Raw genomic sequence first — 16,610 nt, 5'->3', positions numbered from 1 at the left:
TTAATAGTCTTTTGGCTTAGTCCCTGTTGCAATTTTTGAAGTACAAAAGCCTGGACTTCGGCTTCCTCAATTGTTTTTTTGTCGCCGAAAGCAGGCGATAAATGATTTTCTATTAAAAGGACATAGGCCGAGAAACTTGATTTTTTTACGTACTGTTTTTTGTCGGCTTTCCACAGACTAATTAATTGTGCAATCGTTTTTTGTTCGTTCATGAGAATTTGGTTTATTATAAAAATCTCAAAAGTTACATAAAAGAGAATTTATAGCACTTAGGTTCCAAATTTGAGATTCCCAGGGTTTGAGGGGGAATGGGAAGTGAAACCTTTAGAGTCTATTTTCGATATTTCTGTAGGAGGAGATGTTCGTAAAGAAAATGTGTGCGAAGTGAAATCAGAAATATTTCAATATCCAATTTATGCAAATGCAGAAAAAGGCAAAGGTTTGTATGGTTATTCCAATATTTACAAGATAAATGAAAATGTCATAACTATAGCAGGTAGAGGGGTTAACATTGGTATTGCTCACGCAAGAAATCATAAATTTTACCCAATTGTAAGATTATTAATTCTTCATCCAAAAAATAGCGAAAACATCTATTTTTTTGAATATCAAATAAATAAGCTTAACTTCTATAAAGAAAGTACCGGTGTGCCTCAACTCACAGCTCCTCAAATTTCAATATATGAAGTTGCTTTTCCTTCAATTCTTGAACAGCAAAAAGTTGCAAATTTTTTATCCCTAATCGATGAGAGAATACAAACTCAAAACAAAATAATTAGGGAATCAGATGTATTAAAAAATGTAATTTCACAAAGAATTTTTTCACAAGAATTAAGATTTCAAGATAATAATGGATGTGATTTTCCCGCGTGGGAAACGAAAAAATTAAAAGAAGTCTGTGATATAAATCCAAAAATCAAAAGTGTTCCAAACTCATTTTATTATATTGACTTAGAGAGTGTAGTAAATGGCCGTTTATTAAAAGAAGATCGGATTTCAAAAAGCGAAGCACCGAGTAGGGCCCAAAGGGTTTTAGCAAAGAATGACATTCTGTTTCAAATGGTTAGACCATATCAAAAAAATAATCTTTTTTTTGATAGAGAAGGAGAATATGTTGCATCAACTGGATATGCACAAATCAGAGCTAAACAAAGTTCCCAATTTGTTTACCAATACTTACACAATCAGAGATTCGTTGATAAAGTTATTGAAAGATGTACAGGAACAAGTTATCCAGCTATTAGCTCTACTGATTTGGGAAATATTGAAATAGATCACCCAAGCCTCGCCGAACAAATCAAGATTGGTGATTTCCTTGCATCAATTGATACTAAAATAGATTTGGAAAATCAGCTTTTAAATAAAATACAAGATCAGAAAAAACACTTGTTAGCAAACCTGTTTATATAAACAGGTTTTGGAGGAAATATTGTTTTTGAACATGATACTTTTTTAAAAGCACCTTTTCTATTTCGATCTTTTCGTCGATTGATGAAAGAAAATCGACGATCAGAGTTTGTTCGATCAATGAAGGAATGGGTAACGTCAATTTAGATAATCTAACAGGTGCGATACTTAACACTTTTGATCCATGAGCCTCCTTTTGAATTTGCAACCTTACACTTTCAGATCGGAATAAATATCCGCAAAAACCTATAGCGAAAATATTTTTTAGAGGTCGAGCTAATATAGTATGTAACCCCGATAATGTTTTCTGATCTTTTAAATTTATAATCTCAATACTTTTGCCTACATCTTTCAAATCTTCTGAAGCGTCTGCCAATATCAAATCTCCTACTTGGCAATAACTTTCTTTATTTATACTATTAGTATTTACATCAAGATTAATATATGGGGTATGTTCTTTTTCGATATTAAATAAGGTTCGATATTTTGTATGTATATCGCCGTAATGAATGTTTTTTATTATCCCTTCCGAATAGTTTAATTTTTCTCTTGAATAAGAGTTGGTTACTTTAAATTCAAAAACGTCCCCCATTTTTGTTTTATCCCATTCGGGAAAGATATTCTCATCTGCCTTTTTTAATCTGATTTTTCGACTAAATATTTTTTTAGCGAGAATTTGCATTAAAGTTTGTAGCTCTTCAATTATTTTGCTTTGGGTTTGAGTGCGCTCATCGATTAATGTCAAAAAATGGGCAATCTTATCTTGCTCGCCCTTTGTTGGTAGCAAGAATTGATAACTAGCATATTCTTGTGAGTTGATTCCTGGCTGCCCGGATCTCATGGACATTAACTTTACCCACCTATTATATGAGGCAGTTTGCGTTTGAGCGAAAATGAATTTGGGGTTATTTGCTTCGCCAATGCTGGCTCGAATCAGGAAGCCGGCAAAATAAAGAGTTCCATCGTTGCTATCATATAAATAAGTCTTGCCGGTACTAGCCCCTGTCCGTGCAAATAAGATATCGTTCTTTTTTACCAAATATTTATCTGATAGTTCACCCAAGGGAGATACGGGCGATTCAGGCTTATATTTTGAGGAGCCTTGGTCAATATCAGTAATCCTAATATATCTATTTTGCCCATCAAACGCTGTTGCTGCAGCATTCATTCCGTAATCCATGGAATTTGAACATTCCCCAAGACTTGCTTTTTTCCATTCCCCCTCAAACCCTGGGAATCTCAAATTTGGAACATTACCTACTTTAACTTTTTTTGCCGCCATCTTAACTACTTTTTTGTAACTGTTACTAACATTAAGGATTTTGTAAAAATTAAAAGACCAGTCCTAATTCTTTCAAATACACATCTATCTCTTTGTCAATATTGGCACGTTTGGCTTCCAGTTGTTTAATTTCGAGCATAATAGTCTGTATATCTATTTCCTCCTCTTCTTCAAAAGTATCTACATAACGGGGGATGTTGAGATTATAGTCGTTATCAGCTATTTCTTTTAATGGTGCGTTATAGCTGTATTTTTCAATCGCTATTCTGTCGCGAAAGGTTTGAACAATACTATCAATATGTTCTTCTCGTAACATATTTTGATTTTTTACTTTTTCAAAACCCTTACTGGCGTCAATAAATAATATATCATCCGGGTTTTCCCTGCATTTTTTAAACACTAAAATACAGGTTGGTATGCTGGTGCCGTAAAATATATTGGCAGGCAAACCAATTACGGCATCTAAAAAGTTTTTTTGCTCTATTAAATATTTACGTATGTGCAATTCAGCCCCGCCTCTAAAAAGAACGCCATGTGGCAAAACAATAGCCATAATGCCATTTTCAGCCAAGTGGTGGATCATGTGTTGTACAAAAGCAAAATCTGCTTTACTGCCGGGGGCTAATCTGCCATACTGGCTAAAACGATCATCCGATGAAAACAAGGGGTTAGCACTCCATTCGGCAGAAAAAGGTGGGTTAGCTACAATAGCCTCAAAAGTTTGGTTGCCATGTTGTGGGCGTTCCAATGTATCTTCTTGTTTAATATCAAATTTGCGATAATGCACACCATGAAGAATCATATTCATTCGGGCCAAATTGTAAGTAGTCCGGTTCATTTCCTGACCGTAAAAGTTACCCACGTCTTTCACCTCACGCGCTACACGTAACAACAGCGAACCCGAACCACAGGTAGGGTCGTATACCGATTTTAGCTTATGCTTACCGCTGGTTACTATTTTTGCTAATATTTTAGAAACCTCTTGAGGCGTATAGAATTCACCTGCTTTTTTACCTGCCCCACTGGCAAATTGACCAATCAAATATTCATATGCATCGCCTAAAACATCAAGCTCCGTATTCTTCAGTTTAAAATCTATTTTATCTAAATGCGCCAGCACCTTTGCAATTATGCTATTTCTTGCGTCTGGTGTTTTGCCTAATTTGGTACTATTCAAGTCCATGTCCTCAAACAAATTATCAAAGTCCTCTTCACTTTCGGTACCCATAGTACTCAACTGTATATTAGTGAGTATTTTTTGTAGGTCGCCCAGTATAAAGTTTGCACTGCTTTGATCAATACTTTCATCGTCACCGCTGTTACCGCGTACAGCAACTGCCGAGAACAACTCATCAGGCTTTAAAAAATAGCCTAATTTTTCAAGTGCTTCTTCTTTAATAGCATCAAGATATTCACCAGCATTTGCTGTCTTAGGGGTAATATCGCTAAAACGGATATTGTCCTGTTGCAAAATATCGTTTGCAAACAACTCCATTTTTTCACTTAAATATTTATAGAAGATAAAACCCAATATGTAATCCCGAAATTCATCTGCATTCATCTTGCCACGTAGGGTGTTGGCAATGTTCCAAAGTTGCTGTTCTAATTGCTTTTTTTGATCTTCACTCATGATTTATTATCTCAAAGTAATTGCATTAAGGATTTTTCCTTTGCTGTAAAACTAAGAATTAGTAAATGATAAACTAACGGAGTAAATACTAAAACCGAATAATTACAGATACGGTATTTAATTACGCTGACATTAAACTTCCTACTGAGGGAAGGCAAGGCAGGTATGTTATGAGCGCTAGCGAATATCATTCCTGCCAGAGGCAGCGAGGCTGACGGCGCAATGAAACCCGGCGCGATAGCGCGAGGTGCAATGAAGCCGCCTGCCGTAGCTGCATGGTTCCAACGAGTGTACGTGTCGTTTTGCTTTTTAGCAGCAATGCCGGACGGTTTAATTTTACCGCCCGACATGCTACTTAGGGGCCTGGCAGTACTTTCTTTATTGTAAACCATTTTCAGAAGTAAGGCAACGCGAACAAGTGCCCACCTGCCAATACCTCTGAAACGGTCAACACTTAATATCATCTATATATTGCCTGTAAATTCTTTCAGCCACCTTATTGAATTTTGTTACTTGTTTAGAAAGTGTTCTTACTGTATCACCGTCAGGATTAAATGAACTGCTATATCTTGATTCTGAATAGGCATTTTGCAACAATTGAAATAGTTGCGCCCCCTCTGTGGTATTCAATTCAAATACGTCTTTTAATTCATCTGTAAACAATAAGGTAAGCCTTAGCAACCTCGATAAATTATGCATTTGCACCCGGTAACCTATAATGGCTTGTATGATAGCCTTTAGAGCACTTTCAACGGATTGGTGCAAAAGAAATGCTGCAAGCCTGAAATTGTTATCAGCCCTATACAACTCTGCACCTCTTAAAAATTCGCGGCCTTGTTTACCCCACCTTTCCCAATTGAACTCTGCTCTTTCTAATAGTACCTCCTTAGTTATTTCCTGGTGAGGGGGTAATATTAATTCAGGGGATTGATATAATACAAATCCCTTTTCCATGACGGTCGACCAAAAACGCCTGCCAATATTTAAAGCTTCTTTTGCGCTGCTTGCCTTATGGACTATGGCATGTACATGAGCAAGGTACTGGCAATTGTCTTCTATCTTATTACTGACTTCATGCTCCGGTGTTTTTTCATCATCGCTAATAAGAATAAGCAGGTAAAATGTAAACGGCTTGGCATGTGTTCCTAAACAAATGATCATTTGAACCCGCGGGCAGCATTTTAATATCAGATTTTTAATTTCTTCCAATGCCAATTTTTCGGCTGCTGTTGGTTCAGGGCTTATTGTTTGTAGAGCAATTGGCTCCGTAGATGATTCGGCTAAATTATTTTCAAGTATGCTCCGCTTAAGTTGTGGACGACTACTTTCGCGTTGAAAAATTAGCCATGCTGCAGAGTACAGCTTGATTAAATTTTCGTAAACATTAATTACCTCACCTGCATATAATGACTCAACATCTGCATTATTGTAAAGTGCTACGTGCGACCACTCATGTAATTGATCCCTGTATTCCTGTGGTTTGATTTTTTTGAAGACTTTCTTAACGGCCTTGTAAGGTTCAAGCTGTTCTTTAAGGGAAAGATTTTTAGGATAGAATTCCCATATTTCCTTTTCTTCCTCTAATTGTTCCTCGGTGACCTTATCCTGGAGATAAGAGAACCTTTTGTAATTGATCAATAATAGATACATCGCTTCCAAAATCTTTAGATTCAAATCGTAAACAAACAGCAAAGTACCGGGACCATGACGCTCTTCGTCATAATGCTCGTCGTTTACTACATAATGGCGCCATTCTTTTAATCGCTTGCTGTGACCCTTTACAGAGTCAGCGCTAAAGAAATCACTTACAACAGACATCGGATTCTCAATTTCATAATGGCGAAGTGTCTTAGGGTAGTGTTCCCAGGGCGCGTAAGGTGCGTTGTTCATAATACTCTTTTTAAACCGGCCTCTATTAACCGGCAAAACAAAAGAATAGCAAAACATTACCGTACCGAACCATAGGCGATTGTACTTTACAATAAAGCCGTTGTTTTGTACATTTACATTTTAACAATACATTTGGCTTATGGCAGAAACAACCTTACATATCGGCAGGAAAATCAGTAAAATCCGTAAATTGAAAGGAATGAAGCAGGAAACTCTTGCCTCTGAATTGGGAATAAGCCAGCAAGCTGTTTCTAAAATTGAACAGAGTGCGGATGTTGATGGCGAAGCTTTAGAAAAAATTTCTAAGATTTTGGGTGTCCCTGCTGACGCTATCAAGAACTTTAATGATGATGCTGTTTTGAATATAATCTCAAATACTTTTACAAGTCAAGATACTTCTACGTTAAACGCTATTAATTTCCAACCATCGTTTAATCCTATTGATAAGATCGTTGAATTATACAATGAAAAAATTGTTTTACTTGAACGTCTATTACAGGCTGAAAAAGAAAAGAACGAGCTGCTAAAAGGCAAATAATAAGAAATGGCCTTAAAATATTGAATTGCCGATATCTAAAAGGACAATTCATTTGTCCAATCGTGATAAGGTTTACGTTAAAGTCCCCAAACAGAGAGTGTAAGGGGACTTTGCATTTCTGACAAATTGCAATCAATTAAGCTTACTTATTTACTGTTTTTGAATACGCGGTATCCATAGCTGATAAAGTTCTCTTTTTAGCGATCTGCTTTAAGTAAATCCATGCCCTTTGATAATGGGCTGATTGTTCGCTTTGCTTATGCTGGCCGTAGGCATCAATTGCTCTGCCGCCTAAAGCGTATAAGTAGGTTATGACTACTAAGCATACCCCCCATGGGATAAGCCTGCCAAATACGATTTTATAATACTGCCCCTGATTGGTTTCGGGGAACAATAGGATGCGTAATTGTTTAGTGGCAGATGTCGGCACTTTACTCAATTTTTCATGGAGCTGTTTTAGCAGGGCCAATTCTTCATCCCGTTTGATGTCCTGCCTAATTTCCCTCACTTCGGTAAGTATAGTATCCATCGCAACTGAATAATCAGGAAATGGATTTGCCATAATATTTGCTACCTGCCTTTCCATCGCTGTGTGCTTTTTCACTAAGCTGTCGACGATTTCGTCGTTGTTATCCATTCTTTGGTTTAGATCTTCTATCTCTTTCATCTTGATATTCCCCTGCTTTGTTGTTGTTCATTTTTCTTTCGTCGCCTTCTTTCCGGGCTGTTGTCATCATCGGCAATATTGCCAAGTAAGTCACCTAATAGATCTGCTCCCGCTGATAGCGATTGCCTCAAGTAATGGGTTTCCGGTTCCGGCTTTAAATAAGTTGTTTTTTCGGTCTTGTCCTGACTTTCTCTTTCCTGCTTCGCGTTTTCCATTGCTTCCCTTAACTGATCTGCCAAACTCTTTTCCGGTTTAACCTGCTGCTGCTCTATGTCCTGGTTAAGCTTTGCATAACTTAAGCTGCGGTCAATCTCTGATCCTTTAAATTTGTATTCGCCTTTACTGAAACTGATGCCCTGTACTTCCGTAGTGCCGCTTTTGAATTTCAAATGGGTAGCAATACCCTGCTTGGCCAATACTTGCTTTAGGTCTTTAATATTTTTTACTTTTTTGCTTGCCGTCTTGATGGCATCGAATAATTCATATTTGATTTTGTCTTCGCCTTTTAGCTGTTGGCGGTTAACGCGCTCTTTACCCGATGACAGGTAAAGACCATGTTTTAAGGTCAATTCTTTTGCTACCTGTACATTCCGCTGCTTTTGAAAGTTATCGGATATGGTCTTACCATTGTTACTTACCCGGTTGTAAACGATATGGATATGCGGATGATCTTTATCCCGGTGCTTTACGATTAAGTACTGCGTGTCCTGTATCTTCATTTTTTGCAGATACTCCTTTGCTAAAGTGACCATTACATCATCGTTTAGCTTAGCGGCATCGTTAACGCTCCAGCTTAAAGCAATATGGCCAACGGCCTTTCCTAAATTTGGATTGTACTTCCGTTGCAGGTTAAAATCATTGATGATCTGATTAACCTGCTGCATTCTTACGCCTGCGGCATCCAATACGACCGCATCATGTTTTTGCACTACATACCGAATACATCCGCCAAAGCTTCTACCTGTTATCACTTTCCCTATCATTGTTATTGAGACGTTTTAAAGTAATATCTATCTCGTTCAAAATCTTATTGCAATCCCTCACTACCGTTAATAGTCCAAGTTGATGCGCAAGCTTTGTTAATTGATTCAGGTTATTGGCAAGTTCGGCAAGCATCCAAAGGATGCGCCGCTCATCGTCCGTTAATCTCGGAACTACCTTTGCGCTTTTAGCGGCTGCTCTTATCCAACTGCTTGACCGCATACCTGCGGTCTTAGCCTTACTGTCGATATAAAAGCGCTCGGTAGCTGTCATTCTAATGCGAATAATTAACTCCCGTTTAACCCTTTTCTTTGGCGCACCCCCTTTGTTTTTTGGCTGGATTACCTGCTGTTTATTAGTTGTCTTAACTGTTGCTTCCATCGGTTACCTCCTTACTTTTTCTTCCGTTTTCCCCTTTTGCAACCATCGGGCGCAAAAGGCAAGTTTGCCCGGTGCCGTAGGCATCCGGGATGTTTTTGTGGCAACAAAAACACAAACTTGCTCCTTACAAGCGGATAAAAAACCGCTATCCCCGCAAGCGGGAATAAGCGGTATATCTACCTGTCTCAAACCGCTTAAAAGCTGGTCGCTTTTAAGCCACCCAGCCAATAAATCAAGCTACCTTTCGCCGGGTGAAAAGACGGTTGGTAACGGATGTAGCCATACTCATCCAATTGCCTGATGCACTTGTGATAAGTGGCAATGGATGCGATCCTGGAATAGCCCATCAATTCTTTTCGGGTAACAGGAATGGGGCTGATAAAATCGTTCCGCTGCCATTGTACAAATAGGGCGGTGAACAGGCTGATATGGGTCGCCATCAGGCGCTGGTCTTTGCCCATGCGTCTAACCAACTTAGTGTACGCTACTACCTGAGTGTTGATAGCTGCCGGGATCATGGCTGGCCTCCTTCTAGTACCTTGTTAATGTCTTCCAGTTTGTAATACATGATACCCCCGATCTTGGTATAGTGTAGTGTGCCATTGATCCGCAGGTTTTGTAAAGTACCTGGGGATATGTTGAGCAACTTCCGAACTTCCACACTTTTCAGCCACTTTTTGGCGTCGCCCGGGCCGGGCTTAATAATTTGTTTAATTGCATTTAACAAGTTGTTTTCCAACTCCCTTAAATCCTCTTTCGTAACTAATTCTACATTCATCTTTCGCCTCCTTCACTTTTGCTTGTTTTTAATAGGTAATTGCCCGGCAGTGTGACCTTACTGGCCAGCCGGTTGTTATGTGACGGCATATAGCCGATGTAACCCCTTTGCACCAATACCCGTAAGCATTTATGATAGGTGGCAAAGGAGCGGATGCCGGAAATCGGCATCAGGATACTACGGCTAACCCGGAATGAATCCCGGTGGCCTTGTTCCTGCCAGCAGGTTAGTATAGCCGTATACAGGCTGGCCGGATAAGGGCCGACAGCCTTATCCTTTTGGATGATTTTTAATAAACTGGAAATTGTTGTTTCCATTTTTGCCTCCGTTTCTTTTTTGGTTCAACGACACAATTATAAAACGGAAAACAGGCGAAACCATGACCATCAGATTGTGATGGTCATATGCAGGAAATGAACGTGGCTGTAATATTCGGATACAAAGGTCTGTTATCCGGCAAAAGAAAAAAGATCAGGGTTCCTGATCAACGCTAACGATCTTAAACAGTTTTTTATCTACGGGTATAGGTGTTTTGGGTGGTATATTTTTGTGCTTATCGCCAAAATAGTTTTTAACGGTTTCTTTAGAAATATGGGTACCTCCCTTTGAAAAGTACTTGCTTATCATTTTGTAATAGGGGCTAGTATTGTCGCATTTCAAAAAGAACCTGCCGGATGGCAGGGTGAGGTCATCCATTTGCTGTAACAGGTCGATCAGGGTAGGCAGGTGGTTTTCTTCCACCATAATTTTTTGCTTAACTTCCAATTTGTTCAACTCCTGTAATTGCTGCTGATATTCTGAGATCTGTTGTTGCTGTCGGGCAATAATGGCATCTTTCTCTGCAATTACCATCTGTGGGGGGCGAGCATTAAAATTGTCGATACTTTCTAAATAAGCTACAAAAGTCCGCAAGTGCAATTTTTGCTTATTGGTTCGCTCGTGTTGGGTTTTGGAATCGATTTTATCATCATCGATCAACTTTGCAATGCCGTCATGAATAATATTCCAAACATGTCTGAAAAACTCCGGCTCTTCATCGCCTGGATTAACTTTTAGAAAATAGGACAGGTGGTAATTGTAAAATGAATCAAACTCACTTTCATCACGCTCATAAATGTTATTCAGGAAGTGGCGGTCGTAATGTCCAGGCCACCATGAAAAAGGCATACCAATATCATAAGGGTGTTCCCGCTTCTTAAAGCGCAAGCAAGGTTTAAAGTACTCTTTGGATTTGAAGTTTTCTTTCATGGCAGATAAAAGTTACTTAACTCAAAGTTAGGTATTATAATTATGCCATTAAAAGAGTGTTTTTAAGCGAGTAAATAAGAGTGGGTAAAGTAGACTTCAGAGTGTAAAAAAACTGCCTTTAGGTTAGTTCGAACTTTCTGTCTCAAGTTTCTGTTGCAAAAACCATTCAATATATTGGAGTAGTGCTGTGCCGGCATAATAAGGAAGATTCATCAACAAATAAGGTTTTTTATTAGGAGTAATAGCTTGCTCTACCTTGAAGGCGCCTGCATACATCCGAATGGCGTAGGGATGATCTGCAGCTTCAATGAATTGATGAAGTGATTTTAAACTCCCTGTACTGCCTGATTTTATCTCTATTGGAATAACCAACTTGCCATAAGCGTACAGCAAATCAACTTCTGCATTGGACTGAGCTTTTTCTCTCACCCAAAAATTCGGTGTGTGTGCTGAAATACTTTGGACGGAGATTAGTTCCTGTGTAACCAAATGAGGTATAACCGCACCTTTGTAAGCACTGTTCAAATCATCCATTGCCAGCATTTCGGCTTGAATGCCTAAAGAATAATTGACCAGACCTGTATCGAGGAACTGCAAACGTGGTGCTTTCTTTAAATCAGCTTTTAATGGCGGGAGAAGGTCTGTGGTTGGGTAAATCAAACGCACGATCTTCGCTTCGTCAAGGGTTCTGAATGCTTCTCCTACCTCTCTTGAACGATAGTTTGAATTTCCAAAGCCTTGAAACTTTACACGTTCGTCCAGGTACAGTGGTGCAGTATCCATTAAATGTTTAATGATTTTCCGTTCTGTTTCGTTGGATGTATATTTTTCTACATCATTTTTATAAGTACCCCAAATGCTTTCATAAATAATCCGTAAATCTGAAAGGCTATGTTTCTCAACGTCTGTTTTTATTACTTCGGGCATACCTCCGATAATCGCATAGCGATGAAAGGCATCCATTAACGTTTGATGTGCAAAAGCTTTTACTGGAACATGTTGCAGTTGCTTTAGCAACGCTTGCTTTCCGGTGGCTTCCAAGTATTCCTGAAAATTCAGTGGGTGGAGATATAAAAATTCCACACGGCCTACAGGGAAGCTATGCACTTTCTGCATGGCAAACTCCAATAATGAGCCCGCGCTGATGACATGAAGTGCGGGTATTTCTTCATAAAAATAGCGCAATAACTGGATGGCCTTCGGACTCTCCTGTATTTCATCGATGAATAAAAGAGTATTTGTGATAGCCGATGAAGGAATATTATGTGCCAAAAATAAAGCTTCAAAAATGGTTTGAACATCATCAAAGTCGTCAAAGTAACGACGATCTGCTGGTTTCTCCAAGTTGAGCACAATAGCATGTGCGTAGGTTTGGGCAAAATCCCGTATTAACGTAGTTTTGCCAACCTGCCGTGCGCCTCTTATAATAAGCGGCTTACGCGCAGTGCTTAATTTCCAACGATTAAGATAATCTTCAATACTTCTTTTAAAGGCCATATTGCAAAATCTGCACCTAATGTAACAGAATAAGGGCAAATTTAAACTTTATTTGTAATAGAATAAACCCTGTTTAGACAATATTTTGTTATAGAATAAGGGCAGTTCAATATATTACTGAAATTATATTTCCTAAATTCAATACGAAGTTAGCACAACTTACATGAAATATGTGACAGGAAAACCGAAGATTTTTGCACGAATAAAAATGTTATTCGTTATATTTGTTATCAATAAGCAACAGCATTATTTGGGTTTATTTTGATGGTGACCTATTCGGTGACCTCCAAAGACTACAAAAACATAAAGAGCTGATTAACAGGGGGTAATTTAACAATTATCGTTCCCTCCGGCTCCACTAACAATTAAAACCGCCTATAAATTATGTATTTATAGGCGGTTTTTGTTTTTAGGTGACAATCAAATTTTGTAAAATAGCTGAAGGTAAGTTAACCGTACCCCATGGTCATTTCAATAGATGCATTCCAAGTCCATTTGGGAGTCATGTAATATTTCACAACTGATTTCAAAGATTGCCGGGAGTTTAAAAAACGCTGCCAAAAGCTACTGTAATTGAAAATGTTTGGACGCTTACTAAGGATTAAACTATATCTGAGCAACATTTTTAATTTATTTTATGTTTAAAGAAATTTTTCGATGTTTTTAGCCGTAAGCGTTTTTGTAATATTTACATAATAAGCATTAACTAAAACAGACAACTTTTTTTTGATGGCTCATTGTATAAATTCAGTTTTATTCCAGTTTTGGCTTATATTTTTAAAGCAAAGTAAGATATCATATGGCTATTATAGAACCAAGCCGGCGCGATGTTCAGGATCCGTCGAGTATCAAAAAGTATTCTTTCACGCTACGGCTTTGGCACTGGCTTAACTTAATTGCAATAAGCGGCTCGCTAATCACGGTGCTTATTAATGCTACCATAACTGATGACCATGCCACAGCTAATTCAATTAAGACCGAGTTTCAAAAGTCGGGCACTGTTGTAAATGATGATCAAGCGGGGGCGGCTGCACATGCCTTGAGTGATAGTGTTTGGGGAATTCATATTTATTTTGGTTACGCGCTGGCGGCTTTACTGGTATTTAGGCTTGCATTAGAGTTTTTTCAGTTAGCAGATCAAAAATTTATCCGAAAAATTAAAAGCGCTTATCATCAATTCAGTACTATTAAAAAGGAAAGAGAGATAGCCACGCACGAATTAACCGTGAAATCGATATATGCGGTATTTTATCTGCTGTTGATAGTAATGGTGGTAACCGGTTTATTCCTCGCTTTCGAAGATGCTTTATCAGCATACAAATCCATTCGCCATTCTGTTAAAGAGGTTCACGGGTTTTGCATGTACCTTATATTGGCATTTATATTAGTACATATTCTTGGCGTGTTATTGGCAGAACGCAAAGACGGTAGCGGAATTGTGTCTGACATGATCAATGGCGGAAAGGACCATAATACTAATTAATGGACGGACAACCACAGATATACAGATCATCAAAGTCGCGGTTAACTACGGCACAACTGGAATACAATAAAGTAAATGACCTGATTGTAGAGTTTATAAACGGACTGGTTGAGCCCAACGATGCCGAATTTATTTGGTTAGCGTTTTCTAAAAACGGCCATAAAATGAGTATAAGTTCATTTTATGGCCGCCTGAAAAAATTAGTTGAAAGCGGGCTTATTTTAAAGATACATGTTGCCAACAACAAGTTTGTTTATCAATCTACTCCATGATGATAGGGACGGTCGCTTGCACCTTTTGATTTTGAAACTGTGCAAACAACGGCAACATGCACCATTAAGCAAAGGAATATTAAACATAAAAGTCGCCTGCTTATCAGCAGGCGGCTTTACTATTGGCAGTAAATTCGATTTACTTGATATCAAACCTGTCCAGGTTCATCACCTTATGCCATGCGGCCACAAAGTCCTTAACAAATTTGCCTTGTGCATCCGAGCTGCCATAAACCTCGGCAATGGCGCGTAGTTCAGAGTTTGAACCGAACACCAGATCGGCACGGGTGGCTGTCCACTTAAACACACCCGTACTTCTGTCGATACCTTCATAAAGTTCCTTGCCCCCGGTTGCCTTCCAGGCGGTAACCATATCCAGCAAGTTCACAAAAAAGTCGTTGGTAAGCTGGCCGGGGCGCGTGGTAAACACACCATGTTTAGACCCATCATAGTTAGTATCTAACACGCGCAAACCACCAATCAAAACCGTTAGTTCCGGCGCGGTAAGGGTAAGCAGTTGGGCTTTATCTATCAGCAATTCCTCCGTAGCTATTTCAGCTTTTGAATTGCGGTAATTGCGGAAACCATCTGCAGCAGGTTCTAAATAACCCATTGCCTCTACATCTGTTTGCTCTTGCGAGGCGTCCATACGGCCCGGCGTAAACGGAACGGTAATATCATGCCCGGCATCTTTTGCAGCCTTTTCCACGCCCACCGATCCCGCCAACACGATAAGGTCGGCTAGGGAAACTTTTTGGCCACTGTTGTTAAACTCCCTTTGGATGTTTTCTAACACGCTTAATACCTCTTGCAGCTTTGCAGGGTTATTAACCTGCCAGTACCTTTGCGGGGCCAAACGGATGCGCGCGCCATTAGCGCCACCGCGTTTATCCGACCCGCGGAAGGTTGAAGCCGAGGCCCACGCGGTAGATACCAGTTGAGAAACACTTAAGCCCGAATCTGATATTTTCGCTTTTAAAGCTTCGATATCGTCTTCGGTTACCAGAGCATGATCTACAGCGGGGATAGGGTCTTGCCAAAGCAGTTCTTCCTGCGGTACATCCGGGCCAAGGTAACGCTCGCGCGGGCCCATATCGCGGTGGGTTAGTTTAAACCATGCACGTGCAAATGCATCAGAAAATGCTTCATGGTCTTCTAAAAAGCGCCTCGATATCTTTTCGTAAGTTGGGTCTACCCTAAGGGCAATATCTGTTGTAAGCATAGTTGGCTTATGCTTTTTAGAACTATCGTAAGCATCGGGAATAATATCTTCCGCATTTTTTGCCACCCATTGATGCGCGCCGGCAGGGCTTTTGGTAAGTTCCCACTCAAAGCCGAACAGGTTTTCGAAATAGTTATTGCTCCATTGGGTTGGTGTGGTTGTCCAGGTTACTTCCAGGCCGCTGGTAATGGTATCTGCACCTTTGCCAGATCCGTATTGGTTTGCCCAGCCAAAGCCCTGCAACTCAACATCACTGGCCTCCGGTTCTTTACCTACGTTATCGGAAGATGCTGCGCCATGGGTTTTACCAAAGCTGTGGCCACCAGCAATAAGCGCGACGGTTTCTTCGTCATTCATGGCCATACGGCCGAAAGTTTCGCGGATATCCCTTGCGGACGCTATCGGGTCGGGGTTTCCATCGGGCCCCTCGGGGTTAACGTATATCAAACCCATGTGTGCAGCACCAAGTGGTTTTTCAAGGTTACGCGTGTGGATATCGCCGTTAGCATCCTCATCAGATACCAATACACCGCGACCCTCTACACCCGGCGAACCATCGGCATAACGTTTATCGTTACCCAACCAGGTTGTTTCGGCACCCCAGTAAACAGATTCATCAGCTTCCCATACATCAGGCCTGCCACCGGCGAAGCCAAAAGTTTTAAAACCCATAGATTCTAAGGCGATGTTACCCGCCAGTATCATCAGATCGGCCCAGGAAATACTGCGTCCATATTTTTGTTTTATAGGCCAAAGCAACCTGCGGGCCTTATCAAGGCTTACGTTATCGGGCCAGCTGTTAAGCGGGGCAAAACGTTGCAGGCCCGCGCCACCGCCACCACGGCCATCAGTAATACGGTAGGTACCGGCGCTATGCCATGCCATACGGATGAACAAACCGCCGTAATGCCCAAAATCTGCCGGCCACCAATCCTGCGAATCGGTCATCAGCGCATGCAGTTCTGTTTTTACAGCTTCCAAATCAAGGTTGTTAAAGGCTTCGGTATAATCAAAATCTTCGCCCATTGGGTCAGACAGGGATGAATTTTGACGCAGGATGCCAAGCTTTAACTGGTTGGGCCACCAATCGCGGTTACGCGTGCCGCCGCCGGCTGCATTTTGTTTCTGACCACCGTTCAGGAACGGGCACTTGCTGATGTCGTTTGAATCGTTTTCCATTTTTAGCGTATTATATAATTGAAAATTGGCTTATACTTATCGATTTTGAAAAGATAGGGATTTAAGATGTGGTTATGTTACCAACTTATATTTTTAACAAAAAGATGACGCGGTAGTTAACTTAAATACATCTTCAGTTTATATCTATTATTTTT

At 40.0% G+C, this 16,610-nt stretch carries 18 protein-coding genes; 4 read left to right on the top strand and 14 right to left on the bottom strand.

Annotated elements, in window-relative coordinates:
* Nucleotides 1-212, bottom strand: a 212-nt coding sequence (locus tag ABIB39_RS18960; protein ID WP_502916209.1) for a tyrosine-type recombinase/integrase, incomplete at its 3' end; no start/stop codon positions are given.
* Between the two features lie 103 nt (nt 213-315).
* On the opposite strand from ABIB39_RS18960, the gene ABIB39_RS18955 reads away from it, so the two are divergent.
* On the top strand, nt 316-1,410 hold the full coding sequence (locus ABIB39_RS18955; RefSeq protein ID WP_354431757.1) for a restriction endonuclease subunit S: 1,095 nt from the start codon (nt 316-318) through the stop codon (nt 1,408-1,410).
* On the opposite strand, the gene ABIB39_RS18950 is transcribed toward ABIB39_RS18955, so the two are convergent.
* The 4 genes from ABIB39_RS18950 to ABIB39_RS18935 are packed head-to-tail and all read right to left on the bottom strand — an operon-like array spanning nt 1,403 to nt 6,209.
* On the bottom strand, nt 1,403-2,689 hold the full coding sequence (locus ABIB39_RS18950; protein ID WP_354431756.1) for a restriction endonuclease subunit S: 1,287 nt from the start codon (nt 2,687-2,689) through the stop codon (nt 1,403-1,405). The two genes, ABIB39_RS18955 and ABIB39_RS18950, sit on opposite strands and share 8 nt — an antisense overlap.
* Before the next feature lie 49 nt (nt 2,690-2,738).
* Nucleotides 2,739-4,319, bottom strand: coding sequence for a type I restriction-modification system subunit M (locus ABIB39_RS18945; RefSeq protein ID WP_354431755.1), 1,581 nt, complete (start codon nt 4,317-4,319; stop codon nt 2,739-2,741).
* 11 nt (nt 4,320-4,330) lie between these two features.
* The gene (locus ABIB39_RS18940; RefSeq protein ID WP_354431754.1) at nt 4,331-4,783 is read right to left on the bottom strand and encodes a hypothetical protein; all 453 of its coding nucleotides are present in this window, start codon (nt 4,781-4,783) and stop codon (nt 4,331-4,333) included.
* Complete coding sequence (locus tag ABIB39_RS18935; protein ID WP_354431753.1) at nt 4,767-6,209, bottom strand: HEPN domain-containing protein; 1,443 nt, start codon at nt 6,207-6,209, stop codon at nt 4,767-4,769. The genes ABIB39_RS18940 and ABIB39_RS18935 overlap by 17 nt, the downstream gene beginning before the upstream one ends.
* Before the next feature lie 139 nt (nt 6,210-6,348).
* On the opposite strand from ABIB39_RS18935, the gene ABIB39_RS18930 reads away from it, so the two are divergent.
* Entirely contained in the window at nt 6,349-6,747 is a 399-nt protein-coding gene (locus ABIB39_RS18930) for a helix-turn-helix domain-containing protein (protein ID WP_354431752.1), read from the top strand.
* A 142-nt stretch (nt 6,748-6,889) separates the two neighbouring features.
* Here ABIB39_RS18930 and ABIB39_RS18925 read toward each other — a convergent pair whose 3' ends face one another.
* The 8 genes from ABIB39_RS18925 to ABIB39_RS18890 form a co-directional block, all read right to left on the bottom strand.
* The gene (locus tag ABIB39_RS18925) at nt 6,890-7,414 is read right to left on the bottom strand and encodes a hypothetical protein (RefSeq protein ID WP_354431751.1); all 525 of its coding nucleotides are present in this window, start codon (nt 7,412-7,414) and stop codon (nt 6,890-6,892) included.
* Nucleotides 7,411-8,397 carry a relaxase/mobilization nuclease domain-containing protein gene (locus tag ABIB39_RS18920; RefSeq protein WP_354431750.1) on the bottom strand — a complete coding sequence of 329 codons (987 nt, stop codon included), beginning with the start codon at nt 8,395-8,397 and terminating at the stop codon, nt 7,411-7,413. The genes ABIB39_RS18925 and ABIB39_RS18920 overlap by 4 nt, the downstream gene beginning before the upstream one ends.
* Nucleotides 8,372-8,776, bottom strand: a complete 405-nt coding sequence (locus tag ABIB39_RS18915) for a plasmid mobilization protein (protein ID WP_354431749.1) — start codon at nt 8,774-8,776, stop codon at nt 8,372-8,374. The genes ABIB39_RS18920 and ABIB39_RS18915 overlap by 26 nt, the downstream gene beginning before the upstream one ends.
* A 194-nt stretch (nt 8,777-8,970) precedes the next feature.
* Nucleotides 8,971-9,294 carry a hypothetical protein gene (locus ABIB39_RS18910; RefSeq protein ID WP_354431748.1) on the bottom strand — a complete coding sequence of 108 codons (324 nt, stop codon included), beginning with the start codon at nt 9,292-9,294 and terminating at the stop codon, nt 8,971-8,973.
* Entirely contained in the window at nt 9,291-9,554 is a 264-nt protein-coding gene (locus tag ABIB39_RS18905) for a helix-turn-helix domain-containing protein (RefSeq protein WP_354431747.1), read from the bottom strand. The genes ABIB39_RS18910 and ABIB39_RS18905 overlap by 4 nt, the downstream gene beginning before the upstream one ends.
* Complete coding sequence (locus ABIB39_RS18900) at nt 9,551-9,871, bottom strand: hypothetical protein (RefSeq protein WP_354431746.1); 321 nt, start codon at nt 9,869-9,871, stop codon at nt 9,551-9,553. Before ABIB39_RS18900 ends, ABIB39_RS18905 begins: the two co-directional genes overlap by 4 nt.
* 154 nt (nt 9,872-10,025) lie before the next feature.
* Nucleotides 10,026-10,802, bottom strand: a complete 777-nt coding sequence (locus ABIB39_RS18895) for a hypothetical protein (protein ID WP_354431745.1) — start codon at nt 10,800-10,802, stop codon at nt 10,026-10,028.
* A gap of 123 nt (nt 10,803-10,925) precedes the next feature.
* On the bottom strand, nt 10,926-12,299 hold the full coding sequence (locus ABIB39_RS18890; protein ID WP_354431744.1) for an ATP-binding protein: 1,374 nt from the start codon (nt 12,297-12,299) through the stop codon (nt 10,926-10,928).
* A gap of 799 nt (nt 12,300-13,098) precedes the next feature.
* On the opposite strand from ABIB39_RS18890, the gene ABIB39_RS18885 reads away from it, so the two are divergent.
* Both ABIB39_RS18885 and ABIB39_RS18880 read left to right on the top strand, forming a co-directional pair.
* Nucleotides 13,099-13,782 carry a cytochrome b/b6 domain-containing protein gene (locus ABIB39_RS18885; RefSeq protein ID WP_354431743.1) on the top strand — a complete coding sequence of 228 codons (684 nt, stop codon included), beginning with the start codon at nt 13,099-13,101 and terminating at the stop codon, nt 13,780-13,782.
* On the top strand, nt 13,782-14,054 hold the full coding sequence (locus ABIB39_RS18880; protein ID WP_354431742.1) for a hypothetical protein: 273 nt from the start codon (nt 13,782-13,784) through the stop codon (nt 14,052-14,054). The genes ABIB39_RS18885 and ABIB39_RS18880 overlap by 1 nt, the downstream gene beginning before the upstream one ends.
* 139 nt (nt 14,055-14,193) lie before the next feature.
* On the opposite strand, the gene katG is transcribed toward ABIB39_RS18880, so the two are convergent.
* Nucleotides 14,194-16,455: a catalase/peroxidase HPI gene (katG, locus tag ABIB39_RS18875; protein ID WP_354431741.1), complete on the bottom strand. Its 2,262-nt coding sequence runs from the start codon at nt 16,453-16,455 to the stop codon at nt 14,194-14,196.
* Nucleotides 16,456-16,610: the final 155 nt, after the last annotated feature.

This window comes from Mucilaginibacter sp. UYP27 (genome assembly GCF_040547175.1).
Lineage (GTDB): Bacteria > Bacteroidota > Bacteroidia > Sphingobacteriales > Sphingobacteriaceae > Mucilaginibacter.
This window is presented reverse-complemented; position numbering and strand designations above follow the sequence as displayed.